Below are 13,452 nucleotides of genomic sequence, written 5' to 3'. Positions count from 1 at the left end.
GGGATCCACATAACAAAACAGGGGCGCCGGGCCCCTGTCTGTTATTGTACTGCTGCCTGATCGGCCTGGGCCTTGGCGAATGCCTCGGACAGGCTGATGTACATCTGGGAGATGACGCCGGACGATACCGGCTTCTTGTCCTTGTCGAACAGGGTGATGGAGGTCTTGCCACCCGCCATCTCGCCGAGCTGGAAGCGGTACTTCTCCTCCTCCAGCTTGAAGGGCTCGCCCCCTTTGCTCTGCCAGAAGTCGCTGCCCGGTTCGTCATACTCGACGTCGATCCAGCCCAGGGACTGCTGGGTATCCTTGATGATGAAACCGTAGCCGGGCAGGATCTGGTTGAGGCGACGCCACACCTGATCAAAGGAGCCATCGGCAATCCAGGCGCTCAGGTCGTTGTTGTCAAGACCCAGTTGCAGGCCCATGCCATCGCTGCTCTTGTGCTGCTCCCGCGCCTTGAGCTCCTGGTCGTAATAGAGGGAGAACTGGTTGAGGGCGCGGGTGGCGTAACGCTTCGCCTCGGCCGGGCTCAGGCTGCTGCTGGTGTCGCCGTCCAGCTTCTCTTCGTGGTCGATCACCCTGACCGACATCTTCATGGCATGGCGCTGGTCGTCCGGGCTCAGGCTGAAGAGGTAGCGCTGACGGATCTGGTAGTCGTCATCTTCCTCACCCCAGCCGTCGAGGGCCATGGTGTTGTCGAACCAACCGGTTTCCAGCACGCCGCCTTCGCGGTCGAGGCGCTCGGTGGTGACCTTGTATTTCGCCAGGAAATTCATCAGGAAGGCCCAGGTATCGTCCTGCACACTCTGCCCGGTACTCAGGGCGTAGAAGGCGACGGTGGGCTCGGCCGCATTGGCTACCACCTGGCTGCCTGGGACCACGGTCAGCAGCTGGGCGGGGGGACGCACGTCCACATCGGCACCGAGGGGGCCTTCGCGGCTGCTCTCGGGCAGGGCGGGAATATTGAACTCGCTGTTAAAGGCGGGGGTCTGCAACCCGGCGGGTATCAGGAATGCGCGGCCTTCCAGGCGGGCGTCCTCATACTCAAAACCACGGTTGGCCATCTTGCGCTCCGCCGGTGAGCTGCAACCGGCCAGCACGGCCAGGGTCACCACACTCATCGCCAGACGCACTGCACTTCCCTTTCCGTTTGTTTTAAACACTCGCCATCAACTCCGCAGTCATCAGAGCCTGCGTCATCGCCTGTTCGCCCTCTGGGGTGAGGTCGGTGAGCGGCAGACGCAGGGTCGCCGTCGCTATCAATCCCAGCCGGGCGCAGGCCCACTTGACCGGAATGGGGCTCGGTTCGCAGAACAGAGTCCGATGCAACGGCATCAATCGATTGTTGATGTCGTGGGCCAGACCGGCATCACCGGCCAGGGCAGCACGACACATGTCGGCCATCTGGGCCGCCGCAATATTGGTGGTGACGGAGATGACCCCATCGCCCCCTTGCAGCATAAAATCACATCCAGTCTCGTCATCGCCACTGTAGAGGGCGAAATCCGCACCGCACAGCGCCCGCAACAGCGGGGTGCGCGCCAGATCGCCGGTGGCCTCTTTCAAGCCGATGATCCCGGGCACCCTGGCCAGCCGGCCAACGGTCTCGGGTTTGAGATCACAGCAGGTACGACCCGGCACATTATAAAGAATTTGGGGCAGACCACTAGCCTCGGCGATCGCACAATAGTGACGATAGAGCCCTTCCTGGGTCGGTTTGTTGTAGTAAGGGGTGACGGAGAGCCCGGCATCCACCCCCAGTTCGGCAAAGCGACGGGACAGGGCGATGGCATGGCGGGTATCGTTGGAGCCGCAGCCGGCCACCACGGCGATGCGTCCCGCTGCCAGCTCCAGGGTCCTGGCCACGACGGCGATATGCTCCTGCTCGCTCAGGGTCACCGACTCCCCCGTGGTGCCCACCGCGACGATGGCCGAGGTACCGGCGGCCACATGATACTCGACAAGGCGAGCCAGACTGGCCCAATCGACGTCCCCTGACGCCAGCATGGGGGTGACAAGAGCGACAAGACTACCGCGTAACATGGATATTTCTCCCGATTTTCAGGGGCGTAATGGTAAAGCTGCCCCCTTTTAAAAACAAGGGAGGCGGGGGACAAGCCGTGGTACCATCCGCCACAAAACGGCGCAATGCCCCACCCGGCTCCAGGCTCGCCCGAGTCGGCCTGCGCCAGCAAAATGAATGGACGAGAGAGGACTTATGACGCATTACCTGGTCGTAACGGCCATCGGCACGGACAGGCCTGGCATAGTGAACGAAGTGACCCGCCACGTGAGTGGCTGTGGCTGCAACATAGTCGACAGCCGCCTTGGCATCTTCGGCAACGAATTTACCTTCATCATGCTGCTGTCGGGCGACTGGAACAGCCTGATGCAACTCGAGATAAGCCTGCCCCTGCGCAGCCAGGAGTGGGATCTCATCACCATGATGAAGCGCACCGAGCGCCATCACTCCCTGCAATACGACATCAACGCCAGCGCCGAGATCCTGATCCGCGACGAACCCGGCATCGTCAGCCAGTGTACCCAGTTCTTCAGCGACCATGGCTGGGACATCCAGGCCATGCAGACCCAGACCCGGGAGCAGGAGCCCTACAACCGCTTCAAGGCGAGCTTCCAGCTCAACCTGGCACGCGCCGGCGAAGTGACCGACTCCGAGGCTGCCTTCGCCGCCTTCTGCCAGGCGCTCGGCGCCGAGTCGTTCGAGTTCATCATTCACCGCAAGCACCCCTGAGGTGCCCCCACCCTGTCGTCAGCCTGCCCGAGGGCAGCCACCGAGGAGTCAAGATGTCTACCATTGAACCCATCCAACCCTTGTCCGCCGGCGCCAACGCGCCCGATTTCACCCTGCCGGATCAGGATGGCCAGCCGGTCAGCCTGAGCGGACTGCGCGGCAAGAAGGTGCTGGTCTACTTCTATCCCAAGGCGATGACCCCGGGCTGCACCACCCAGGCCTGCGGCCTGCGGGACGTCAATGCCGAGCTGGCCGCTCTCAATGTGACCGTGCTCGCCATCAGCCCGGACCCGGCCAAGCGCCTGAAGAAGTTCGAGGAGCGCGACGGCCTCAATTTCCGCCTGCTGAGCGATGAGGATCACGCCGTGGCCGATGCGTTCGGGGTCTGGGGCCCGAAGAAGTTCATGGGCAAGGAGTACGACGGCATCCATCGCCTGAGCTTCCTCATCGACGAGACGGGCAAGGTTGCTCACCGTTTCGACAAGTTCAAGACCAGCGATCACCATCAGGTGGTGCTCGACTTCATCAAGGGCTGAGCCCGCCGGATCGGGCCTCATCCGGGATCAGACGCGAGGGGGCCTATGGCCCCCTCGCTCTTTGGCCAGGCCCGGCGCCTCACCCCCCGGCCCGTTTTTGCGCGCAACTCCCCTGCCAGATCAAAAAATCCATCTGATATCTGGGTTAACTTGGTGCCAGTTTCCTCTTGCAGCGAGAAGTCCCATGAACATGAGCCACACAGAGCGCCTCATCCTCAGCAACCAGTACGAGATCCTGGCCAAGCTCAACCCGGAAAAGGCGGCGTTTTACCAACGGGCCAGCACCATCATAGAGAAGGGTTACTGCCTGCAGATCCTCGAGCTGGAGAAGCACTTCGGCCATCTGGATCTCGCCACCTGCCAGGAGGTGCTCGGCACCCTGGAGCTGCACCATGCCCTGGCCATCTCCTGGGGCAACCTGGCCCCCGCCCATCAGGCCGAAATCGCGGCCAGCCGGCTGCGCTTCAACGGCTACAGCCGCAGCCAGGAAGCCGCCCTGGCCGATTATGTCTGCTTCCTGCTGGAGGTGGACAAGCGCTTCCCCGAGCTGGACTGCCCCTGCGACGAACTCTCCAGCGACATCGCCATGCGCGACAAATACCAGCGGATGCTGAGCGTCTGGCACCAGTGCCCGCGCCAGTACAAGCTCTCCGTCCAGGAGATCCGCAACATACTGGCGGCCTGATCCGGCCATAAGAAAAGGCGCCCCAAGGCGCCTTTTTCTCCCTTGCCGGGACTATTCGTAGAGAAAGGATTTATCGAGCTGCTTGAAGGCGGCATTCAAGGTGTCGGCCAGCTCTTCGTATCTGGGCTGGGCCACCAGCTGACGGCGGCCTCCCTGCTCGTTCATCTTGCCGTTGATCTCCCGGTACCAGTTCGCCAGGGAAGGCGGCAGCCGGGTCTCGGCACGCTGGCCGAGCCAGTAGTAACCCTGTAGCGGCAGACTAAGCAGAAACAGCACGCTGGTCATCACCGAAGGCCAGTAGTGATCCTGACCCAGCTGAAACTGCAACATGATGCTGAGCACGGCCAGGGCCGGGATCACCTTGAGGGCGAACTCGGTGGCTCGGATGATACGGTTTTCAGGAAACAGTGGATTGAGCTCGGGACGGCGTGGCCAAATCGTCATATAATGTCGGCCTTGCTGTAACTTAGTTCCAAAAGACGTCATGCTCATACTGCCTCCGAGCCAATTTTGACCGCGCCAAGTGGCAAAACCGCGTAAAAATTTGATGGAATGTAACAAAGGTTTAGGATGACTTTGTTATTTTTCAACAATGAGGTTATCCTTTGTACGCCCATTTTTACCGCCGATGGCCCCTCCGGGCCCCATCGGAAGGCGTCAGGATGTCGGGCCTTGTATCACTATACAAGGGGCAAGCAACAGATTGCCAACCCTCATCAGGATAAGTTGAAGATATTGGGCGCCCTCGCGTCCGTGCAGTCCTCCTACACAACCCAATCTGCGATAGGATTTATTCATGAGTAAGCTGGTTCTTGTACTTAACTGTGGCAGCTCTTCCCTGAAGTTCGCCGTGATCGATGCCACCACAGGCGATGACCTGCTGTCCGGCCTGGCAGAGTGCTTCGGCCTCGACGACGCCCGCATCAAGTGGAAGCTCAACGGCGAGAAAGGAAATGCCGATCTGGGTGCCGGTGCCGCTCACCAGGAAGCGCTGGACTACATCGTCAACAAGATCCTGCCCCTGAATCCGGCCCTGGCCGAAAACCTGATCGCCATCGGTCACCGCGTGGTACACGGCGGGGAGAAGTTCACCTCTTCCGTGGTCATCACCGACGAAGTGGTCAAGGGCATCGAAGATTGCGCCACCCTGGCCCCCCTGCACAACCCGGCTCACCTGATCGGCATCCGCGCCGCACTCAAGGTGTTCCCGCAGCTGGCCGACAAGAACGTGGCCGTGTTCGACACCGCCTTCCACCAGACCATGCCCCAGGAAGCCTTCCTGTACGCCCTGCCGTACAAGCTCTACAAAGAGAACGGCATCCGTCGCTACGGCATGCACGGCACCAGCCACTACTTCATCAGCCTGGAAGCGGCCAAGCAGCTGAACAAGCCGGTTTCCGAGCTCAACATCATCAACTGCCACCTGGGCAACGGCGGCTCCGTCTGCGCCATCAAGAACGGCCAGTCCGTCGACACCTCCATGGGCCTGACTCCCCTGGAAGGCCTAGTGATGGGTACCCGTTGCGGTGATATCGATCCGGCCATCATCTTCCACCTGCATGACAATCTGGGCATGAGCGTTGCCGAGATCAACACCATGCTGACCAAGGAGTCCGGCCTGCAGGGTCTGACCGAAGTCACCTCCGACTGCCGTTTCGTCGAAGACAACTACGACAGCAAGGAAGAAGCCAAGCGTGCCATGGATGTTTACTGCTATCGCCTGGCCAAGTACATCGGCGCCTACGCCGCCGCCATGGACGGTCGTCTGGATGCCGTGGTCTTCACCGGTGGCATCGGTGAGAACTCGGCCCCGATCCGTGAGATGGCCCTGAACAAGCTGGGTCTGCTGGGCTTTGACATCGACCACGATGCCAACCTGGCCGCCCGCTTCGGCAAGGGTGGCGTGATCTCCAAGGCCGGTACCACCAAGGCCCTGGTGATCCCGACCAACGAAGAGTGGGTGATTGCCCACGACGCGCTGGACCTCGTCGGCGCCTGATCCGCAGTAACGTGAGGCCGCCCCAGGGCGGCCTTTTCCTGATCCCAAAAAATGAACAAGGGGTATTAAGTGGCACGCACTATTATGCTTATCCCGGTTGGCACCGATGTCGGTGTGACCTCAGTGAGCCTTGGCGTTGTTCGCGCGATGGAACGTCATGGCGTCAACGTCAGCTTCTTCAAACCGATTGCCCAGCCGCGTCCGGGCGAGATGGGTGCCGAGCGCTCCACCGCCGTGATCCGCGCCGCCGCCAACATCAACCCGCCCGAGCCCTTCGCCCTCTCCTACGCCGAGAACATGATCTCCACCAGCAACACCGACATCCTGCTGGAAGAGATAGTGGCTCGCTTCGAGGAGCACGTGAAGGCCAGCGGCGCCGAAGTGGTGGTGGTCGAGGGCATGGTCCCCACCGACAAGCAGCCGTTCGCCAACAAGCTGAATTATGACGTCGCCAAGGCCCTGGATGCCGACATAGTGTTCGTCACCCACCCGGGTCATGACTCCAGCCAGAAGCTCAAAGAGCGCATCGAGCTGGCCTGCTCCAACTTCGGTGGCGTCAACAACCCGCGCATCGTCGGCTGCGTCATCAACAAGGTCGGCGCCCCGGTTGACGAGCACGGCGTGACCCGCCCCGATCTGACCGAGATGTTCGAGGCTCATCACCACACCACGGATGCCGCCCACAACCTGGAAGTGCTGCAGGTGTTCGGCAAGAGCCCGCTGCGCATCCTGGGCTGCATCCCCTGGAACACCCAGCTGATCGCGCCGCGCGCCAAGGATCTCGCCAAGCACCTGGCCGCCAAGATCCTGCACAAGGGCGAGCTGGACAGCCGTCGCCTGCAGACCGTGACCTTCTGTGCCCGCTCCATCCACAACATGATCGAGCACTTCCGTCCGGGCAGCCTGCTGGTCACCTCCGGCGACCGTTCCGACGTCATCGTCTCCGCCTGCCTGTCCGCCATGAACGGCGTCAAGCTGGGCGCCCTGCTGCTGACCGGCAACTATCACCCGGAACCCCAGGTGATGGCCCTGTGCCAGCAAGCCATGGCCACCGGCCTGCCGATCATGATCACCGGCACCAACACCTGGCAGACCGCCGTCAGCCTGCAGAACTTCAACGTCGACATCCCGGAAGATGACCGCGAGCGGATCGAGCTGGTGCAGGACTATGTGGCCGGCCACATCGACAAGCACTGGATTGAGTCCCTCTCCGCCAAGTCCACCCGCTCCCGTCGCCTGAGCCCGCCTGCGTTCCGCTATCAGCTGACCGAGCTGGCCCGTCAGGCCAACAAGCGGGTCGTGCTGCCGGAAGGGGAAGAGCCGCGCACCATCAAGGCGGCTGCCATCTGTGCCGAGCGTGGCATCGCCCGTCCGGTGCTGCTGGGCAACCCGGAGGAGATCCGCCGCGTCGCCGAACAGCAGGGTGTGGTGCTGACCGACCGCGTCGAGATCATCGATCCGGTGGCCGTGCGCGAGCGTTACGTGGCCCGTCTGGTCGAGCTGCGCAAGAACAAGGGCATGACCGAAGTGGTCGCCCGCGAACAGCTGGAAGACAACGTGGTGCTGGGCACCATGATGCTGGAGCGTGGCGAAGTGGACGGTCTGGTTTCCGGCGCCGTGCACACCACAGCCAACACCATTCGTCCGCCGATGCAGATCATCAAGACTGCCCCGGGTTCTTCCCTGATCTCCTCCATCTTCTTCATGCTGCTGCCGGATCAGGTGCTGGTATACGGTGACTGCGCCATCAACCCGGATCCGAGCGCCGAACAGCTGGCCGAGATCGCCATCCAGTCCGCCGACTCCGCAGCCGCCTTCGGCATCGAGCCGCGCGTCGCCATGATCTCCTACTCCACCGGTACCTCTGGCGCCGGCGCGGACGTGGAGAAAGTGCGCGAAGCGACCGAACTGGCCAAGGCCAAGCGCCCCGACCTCATCATCGACGGCCCGCTGCAGTACGACGCGGCCATCATGGAGAACGTGGCCAAGTCCAAGGCACCGAACTCACCGGTCGCGGGTAAAGCCACCGTGTTCGTGTTCCCGGATCTGAACACCGGCAACACCACCTACAAGGCGGTACAGCGCTCCGCCGAGCTGGTCTCCATCGGCCCCATGCTGCAAGGCATGCGCAAGCCGGTCAACGACCTCTCCCGTGGCGCCCTGGTGGACGACATCGTCTACACCATCGCCCTGACCGGTATCCAGGCAGCCCAGGCCGAGTAATTTCGCCGACCGCTGACCTTGTGAAAAACCCGCCTTTCGGCGGGTTTTTTTGTACCTCGGCGGCCGATGTTGATCCCCGAGATCAAATCCGGATCCCCTCGATTCGGCCGTCGCCACCCCGGCGCGGCGACCGGCCTGGGGCAACGCCAGAGCGAACACTCACATTCGCGCCAGGGGATTGCGCAATTGCACCCCAGTCGGGATCAGATGAAAATAGTCGTTTAAGATCAGCCAACTAACGCTAGAAACACCGCTAATCTACAGACTTTTCCACAGCTTTTGTGGATAGTTTCCGGATCATTTGAAAGAAAACAACAGATGCAGATGGTGCCGCAGGGATCGGCCTCTCTCGGTCTCATGGCTTGTTCATCCCTTGCCGACTCACTAGAGTAGAGCCAGACATGGAGGGGACGAGATGAAGATTCTAATCACGGGCGGGACAGGGTTCATCGGTCGCAAGCTGGTGGCGCACCTCAAGGTGCAGCATCAGGTCGTGGTCCTGAGCCGCCAGGGCAGCCAGGCCTATCAGTTGCTGGGTCACGATGTGCAGGTGCTCGACTCCCTGGACCGGCTCGACGATCTCAACGACATAGATGCCGTGATCAACCTCGCCGGGGAACCCATCGCCCAGGGGCGCTGGAACCGAGCCCGCAAGCAGCAGCTGTGCGACAGCCGCTGGCTGCTGACCGAGCAGCTGGTCGATCTCATCAAGCTCTCCAGCCATCCCCCCAGAGTGCTGCTCAGCGCCTCCGCCATCGGCTGGTACGGCCGCCAGGATGACAAGCCCCTGGATGAGGGGTGCGACCACCCCAGCCAGGAATTTACCCACCAGCTCTGCCACCGTTGGGAGTCCCTGGCCCTGGCGGCCAGCAGCGAGCAGACCCGGGTCTGCATACTGCGCATCGGCCTGGTGCTGGGGCTGGATGGCGGCGCCCTGCCCAGGATGCTGCCCCCCTATAAGGTCGGGTTCGGCGGCCCCATGGGGGAAGGGGAGCAGGTGGTCTCCTGGATCCACATCCAGGATCTGGTGCGGGCCTGGCTCTATCTGCTCGAGCATGAGGAGTGCCGCGGCATCTATAACGGCACGGCCCCGACCCCGGTAAGCAATCGGGAGTTCAGCCAGCAGCTGGCCAGGGCCCTCAAGCGTCCCCATCTGCTGCGCATTCCCGCCTGGGCACTGCGGCTCATGATGGGCGAGGCCGCCGATCTGGTGCTGACCGGACAGAGGGTGCTGCCCAGACGTTTGCAGGAGGCGGGCTTTCACTTCACCTTCCCGGCCCTGCCCCAGGCCTTCGTCAATCTGCTGGAGCGGCCCCAGCCCAGCAAGTAGCCCAGCCGTCCGATAAAAAGAGCGCCTCCCCGGGGGAAGCGCTCTGTGTCATGGCGAAATGTCTGCTGGCAGCCAGGCCGCTTGTCCCTAGAGCAGGCCCTGACCCAGACCCCGCAGTCGATCGCTCAGGGTGCCGGCCAGCAGCTGGCGCTGCATCCCCTGCCCGGCCAGGGTGACCAGCAGGGCGCCAAGGGCGGGCAGCCCCAGCCAGATGAACCAGTGGAACTGCCACTGACCCTCGAACCAGGCCAGTTGCAGGCCCAGACTCGCCAGCTCCACCACGGCCGCGCCGCACAAACCCGCCAGCAGGCCCGTCGCCACCAGCTCCCAGCGCAGCATCCGCTGCAGCAGCTGGCTGCCGGCCCCCAGGGTGCGCATCAGCAACAGCTCGCGGCGGCGGCTCGCCATGCTGGCCTGGGTCTGGGTCAGCAGCACCAGCAGGGCCGCCACCGTCACCAGACCCAGCATCAGGGCCAGGGCGCGGCTCACCTGCTGGGAGACCTGGCTCAGCCGGGCGATGAGATCATCCACATCGATGAGGGAGACGGTGGGGTATTGGCGGATGAGCGCCACCTCCGCCGCCTTGCCTTCGGCCGGCAGGCGATAGCTGCCGAGCCAGGTGGGCGAGAAATCGGTCAGCAGATCCGGGGAGAAGATCATGTAGAAGTTGGGGCGCATGTTGTCCCACTTGATGTGGCGCAAACTGGTGACGCGCGCCTCGAACTCCCGCCCCTCAATGTTGAATCCCAGGGTGTCTCCTAGCTTGATATCCAGCCTCTCGGCCACCTCGTCATCCACCGACACCTCCCCCTTGCCCGCAAGCCAGCGCCCCTGAGTGATGCGGTTGTCGGCAGGCAGCTGCGCCGTGCTGGTGAAGTTCAGCTCCCGATCGATCCCCTCCCGGCCGTTGGGGCCCACCGCCTCGCCGGCGATGCTGCTCAGGCGACCGCGCACCATGGGGTAGAAGTCCGAGGTCAGTGCCCCCGCCTCGCCGAGGGCGGCGAGGATGGGAAGGCGCTCCTCGCTGGCGATGTTGACCAGGAAGCGGTTCGGCGCGTCCGCCGGCAGCCGGGCGGAGAACTCGTCCAGCAGATCGACCCGGGCTGCCCAGAGCAGACCGAACAGCATGAGCGCCAGGGCAAAGCCCGCCAACTGGAACAGCCCGGCCCCCCGCTCCCGGGAGAGATGGGCCAGGGCCAGACGCAGGGCATGGGGCCCCTTGAGGCGGCTGCCCAGCTTGAGCAACCCGGCCGCCATCAGCGCCAGCAGCAGCATCAACAGCCCCATGCCGGCCACCAGCCCCAGGGCCAGCCCCCAGTCGGCGGTGAAGCCCCACACCAGGCCAAACAGCCCCAGCAGGCCGACCGGCAGCGCCAGCCAGGTCGGCACGCTGGCGGAGAGCTCCCGGCGCAGCACCCGCAGTGGCGGCACCTTGAGCAGGCGCAGGAAGGGGATGAAGGCGAGCAGCAGGGTGATGAAGAGCGCGACCGCCAGCCCCAGGGCGAAGGGGCGCCAGGAGGGGGGCGGCAGATCCGGCGGCAGCAGGTTGCCAAGGAGTTGCAGGGTGAGCCACTGCATCAGGCTGCCGGCGGCCAGGCCGAGCAGGGCCCCCACCAGGGTGAGGCTGAGCAGCAGTGTGCCCATCAGCCGCCACAAACTGCCCCTGGAGGCGCCGAGCGTCTTGAGCAGGGCCACCATGCTGGTCTGACGTTCGGCAAAATGCCGCACGGCGATCCCCATGGCCAGGGCGCCGAGCAGCACCCCGGCCAGGGAGGCGAGGCGGAAGAAACGTTCGGCATTGGCCAGGGAGCGGCCGACCTGGGAGCCCTGATCGTCCGGGGTCACCCACTTCTGGCCCGCCACCAGCTTGGGCTTGATCCAGGCTTCGAAGCGGCCTATGTCGGCCCGCTCCCCCTGGAACAGATAACGCCACTGCTGGCGGCTGGCAGGCAGCAGGGCACCGGTCGCCTCTATGTCATCGCTGTGGATCAGCGCCCTGGGGGCCAGCAGGAAGGGGCTGAAGCCCTGATCCGGCTCCCGGCCGAGCAGGCCTGCCACCTTGAGATGGGTGTTGCCCACCTCCAATACCTCCCCTGTGCTGGCGCCCAGCAGCTGCATCAGCCGGGCCGACAGCCAGATCTCCCCGGGCCTGGGGGCGCGCTGGGGTTCCAGCTCCAGCTTGCCGTAGAAGGGAAAGCCGTCGGGTACCGCGCGGATGGAGGCGAGCTGAAAGGCGTCGCCGTGAAACAGCATGCTGTTGAAGCTGACGGTGGCCTGCACCGCCACCTGCTCCTGCTGCGCCCGCGCCAGCCAGGCTGGATCCAGGGCCCGCCCCGTGCCGATGGCCCGATCCGCCCCGATAAAATCGCGGCCCGAGGCCTTGAGGCCTGCATCCAGCCGATCCGCCACCAGGGCCACGCTCAGCACACAGGCGACACAGAGCGCCAGCGCCAGCACGAACCAGCGCAACTCGCCGCTGGCCCCTTCCCGGCGCAGCAATCGCAGCGCCAATCGTACATGAGTCATTCTTGCTCCCTATCGAACGGGCATGCCTGCCACCCCGGGTGTGTCATCCCACGTTAGCTAACGGAGGCCGGGCTCGGCTGCACCCAGGCATCCACCCCGGCGTCATCCTGCAAGCGGCCGCCGGCCATGGTCAGCTGACGCTGACAGCGCTGGGCCAGGGCCAGATCGTGCGTGACCACCACCAGGGTGGTGCCATGGCGGCGATTGAGATCGAACAAGAGCTCGATGACGGTCTCGCCGGTCTTGCTGTCGAGGTTGCCGGTCGGCTCATCCGCCAGCAGCAGGCTGGGGCGGGTCATGAAGGCCCGGGCGATGGCGACCCGCTGCTGCTCGCCGCCGGACAGGCGGGGCGGCAGGTGATCCACCCTCTCTTTCAGGCCCACCGCCGCCAGCAGCTCCTGGGCCCTGGGTTCGCAATCCTGTTCGCCCCGCAGCTCGGCGGGCAACATGACGTTCTCCAGGGCGCTCAGGGTCGGCAGCAGCAGGAAGGATTGAAACACGAATCCGATATGGTCGGCCCGCAGCCGGGCACGCCCCTCCTCATCGAGCTCGCCGAGGGAGTGGCCCTGGATGCGGATCTCGCCGCTGCTCGGCAAGTCCAGCCCGGCCAAGAGGCCGAGCAGGGTCGACTTGCCCGATCCGGAGGCCCCGACCAGGGCCAGGGTCTCCCCCGCCTTGACTTGCAGCGAGATCCCCTCAAGGATGGTCAGGTTGTCACTGCCGAGGCGCACCGACTTGCCGAGGTTATTAATCGAAATGATGGGAGTTGAAGTCATGGCGCGTATCCTGTTCGCCTTAATGTGGATGATGGCAACCGCTTCATTGCAGGCGCAGACCCTGCTGGTGCTGGGCGACAGCCTGAGCGCCGGTTACCAGATGCCGGCCGACCAGAGTTGGCCTGCCCTGCTCGGGCAGCAGTGGCAGGAGGCGGGCGGACAGCACCGGCTGATCAATGCCAGCATCAGCGGCGAAACCACTCAGGGGGCCCTCACCAGACTGCCCGTCTTGCTCGAGGAGCACAAGCCGGACTGGTTGCTGATCGAGCTGGGGGGCAACGATGGCCTGCGGGGTTTCCCCCCTGCCCTCACCCGCCAAAACCTGGCGAAGATGCTGGTGATGGCCGAACGGCAAGGGATCCGCACCATACTGACCCAGATCCAGCTGCCCCCCAACTATGGGGCCCGCTACCTGCGCCAGTTCGAGCAGATCTTCCCTGAGCTCGCCGCCGAGCAGGCGCGACCGCTGCTGCCCTTCTTCCTCGATGATATTGTCACCCGCCCTGAACTCATGCTGAATGATGGCATCCACCCCAAGGCCGAGGCGCAGCCGCTGATCCGCGACAAGGTCGCCCGCTTCGTCGAGCCCCTGCTGAGCCAGTGATGGCATCCTGCCAATGAACAG

The 13,452-nt window shown here is 63.9% G+C and carries 12 protein-coding genes; 7 read left to right on the top strand and 5 right to left on the bottom strand.

Annotated features, from left to right (window positions below; genetic code table 11):
* Positions 1-41 precede the first annotated feature (41 nt).
* On the bottom strand, positions 42-1,163 hold the full coding sequence (gene bamC, locus ACW5W4_RS15670) for an outer membrane protein assembly factor BamC (protein ID WP_456690003.1): 1,122 nt from the start codon (positions 1,161-1,163) through the stop codon (positions 42-44).
* Positions 1,156-2,043 carry a 4-hydroxy-tetrahydrodipicolinate synthase gene (dapA, locus tag ACW5W4_RS15665; protein WP_041998379.1) on the bottom strand — a complete coding sequence of 296 codons (888 nt, stop codon included), beginning with the start codon at positions 2,041-2,043 and terminating at the stop codon, positions 1,156-1,158. Before dapA ends, bamC begins: the two co-directional genes overlap by 8 nt.
* A gap of 175 nt (positions 2,044-2,218) precedes the next feature.
* Here dapA and ACW5W4_RS15660 point away from each other — a divergent pair, with 175 nt between their 5' ends.
* From ACW5W4_RS15660 to ACW5W4_RS15650, 3 genes are all read left to right on the top strand, one after another.
* Positions 2,219-2,752, top strand: coding sequence for a glycine cleavage system protein R (locus ACW5W4_RS15660; RefSeq protein ID WP_041998376.1), 534 nt, complete (start codon positions 2,219-2,221; stop codon positions 2,750-2,752).
* A 71-nt stretch (positions 2,753-2,823) separates the two neighbouring features.
* Positions 2,824-3,288, top strand: a complete 465-nt coding sequence (gene bcp, locus ACW5W4_RS15655) for a thioredoxin-dependent thiol peroxidase (RefSeq protein ID WP_456690013.1) — start codon at positions 2,824-2,826, stop codon at positions 3,286-3,288.
* A 184-nt stretch (positions 3,289-3,472) separates the two neighbouring features.
* On the top strand, positions 3,473-3,973 hold the full coding sequence (locus tag ACW5W4_RS15650; protein WP_456690002.1) for a YfbU family protein: 501 nt from the start codon (positions 3,473-3,475) through the stop codon (positions 3,971-3,973).
* Between the two features lie 51 nt (positions 3,974-4,024).
* Here ACW5W4_RS15650 and yfbV read toward each other — a convergent pair whose 3' ends face one another.
* Positions 4,025-4,465 carry a terminus macrodomain insulation protein YfbV gene (gene yfbV / locus ACW5W4_RS15645; protein ID WP_111873473.1) on the bottom strand — a complete coding sequence of 147 codons (441 nt, stop codon included), beginning with the start codon at positions 4,463-4,465 and terminating at the stop codon, positions 4,025-4,027.
* A 304-nt stretch (positions 4,466-4,769) separates the two neighbouring features.
* Between yfbV and ACW5W4_RS15640 the strand changes: the two genes are divergently transcribed.
* The 3 genes from ACW5W4_RS15640 (at position 4,770) to ACW5W4_RS15630 (ending at position 9,525) form a co-directional block, all read left to right on the top strand.
* Complete coding sequence (locus tag ACW5W4_RS15640) at positions 4,770-5,972, top strand: acetate kinase (RefSeq protein ID WP_041998369.1); 1,203 nt, start codon at positions 4,770-4,772, stop codon at positions 5,970-5,972.
* 69 nt (positions 5,973-6,041) lie between these two features.
* The gene (gene pta, locus ACW5W4_RS15635; protein WP_456690001.1) at positions 6,042-8,195 is read left to right on the top strand and encodes a phosphate acetyltransferase; all 2,154 of its coding nucleotides are present in this window, start codon (positions 6,042-6,044) and stop codon (positions 8,193-8,195) included.
* Positions 8,196-8,610: 415 nt separating this feature from the next.
* Complete coding sequence (locus tag ACW5W4_RS15630; protein WP_456690000.1) at positions 8,611-9,525, top strand: TIGR01777 family oxidoreductase; 915 nt, start codon at positions 8,611-8,613, stop codon at positions 9,523-9,525.
* 87 nt (positions 9,526-9,612) lie between these two features.
* Here the strand turns inward: ACW5W4_RS15630 and ACW5W4_RS15625 are convergent, their stop codons facing one another.
* Together ACW5W4_RS15625 and ACW5W4_RS15620 are read right to left on the bottom strand one after the other, a co-directional pair.
* Positions 9,613-12,051 carry an ABC transporter permease gene (locus ACW5W4_RS15625; protein WP_456689999.1) on the bottom strand — a complete coding sequence of 813 codons (2,439 nt, stop codon included), beginning with the start codon at positions 12,049-12,051 and terminating at the stop codon, positions 9,613-9,615.
* A 53-nt stretch (positions 12,052-12,104) separates the two neighbouring features.
* Positions 12,105-12,827, bottom strand: a complete 723-nt coding sequence (locus tag ACW5W4_RS15620) for an ABC transporter ATP-binding protein (protein ID WP_456689998.1) — start codon at positions 12,825-12,827, stop codon at positions 12,105-12,107.
* On the opposite strand from ACW5W4_RS15620, the gene ACW5W4_RS15615 reads away from it, so the two are divergent.
* Positions 12,826-13,431 carry an arylesterase gene (locus ACW5W4_RS15615; protein WP_456689997.1) on the top strand — a complete coding sequence of 202 codons (606 nt, stop codon included), beginning with the start codon at positions 12,826-12,828 and terminating at the stop codon, positions 13,429-13,431. The genes ACW5W4_RS15620 and ACW5W4_RS15615 overlap by 2 nt on opposite strands.
* The last annotated feature ends 21 nt before the right edge of the window (positions 13,432-13,452 follow it).

The organism is Aeromonas crassostreae (assembly GCF_054052445.1).
Note: the sequence above shows the minus strand (reverse complement) of the source record. Positions and strands in the feature narration are given on the sequence as shown.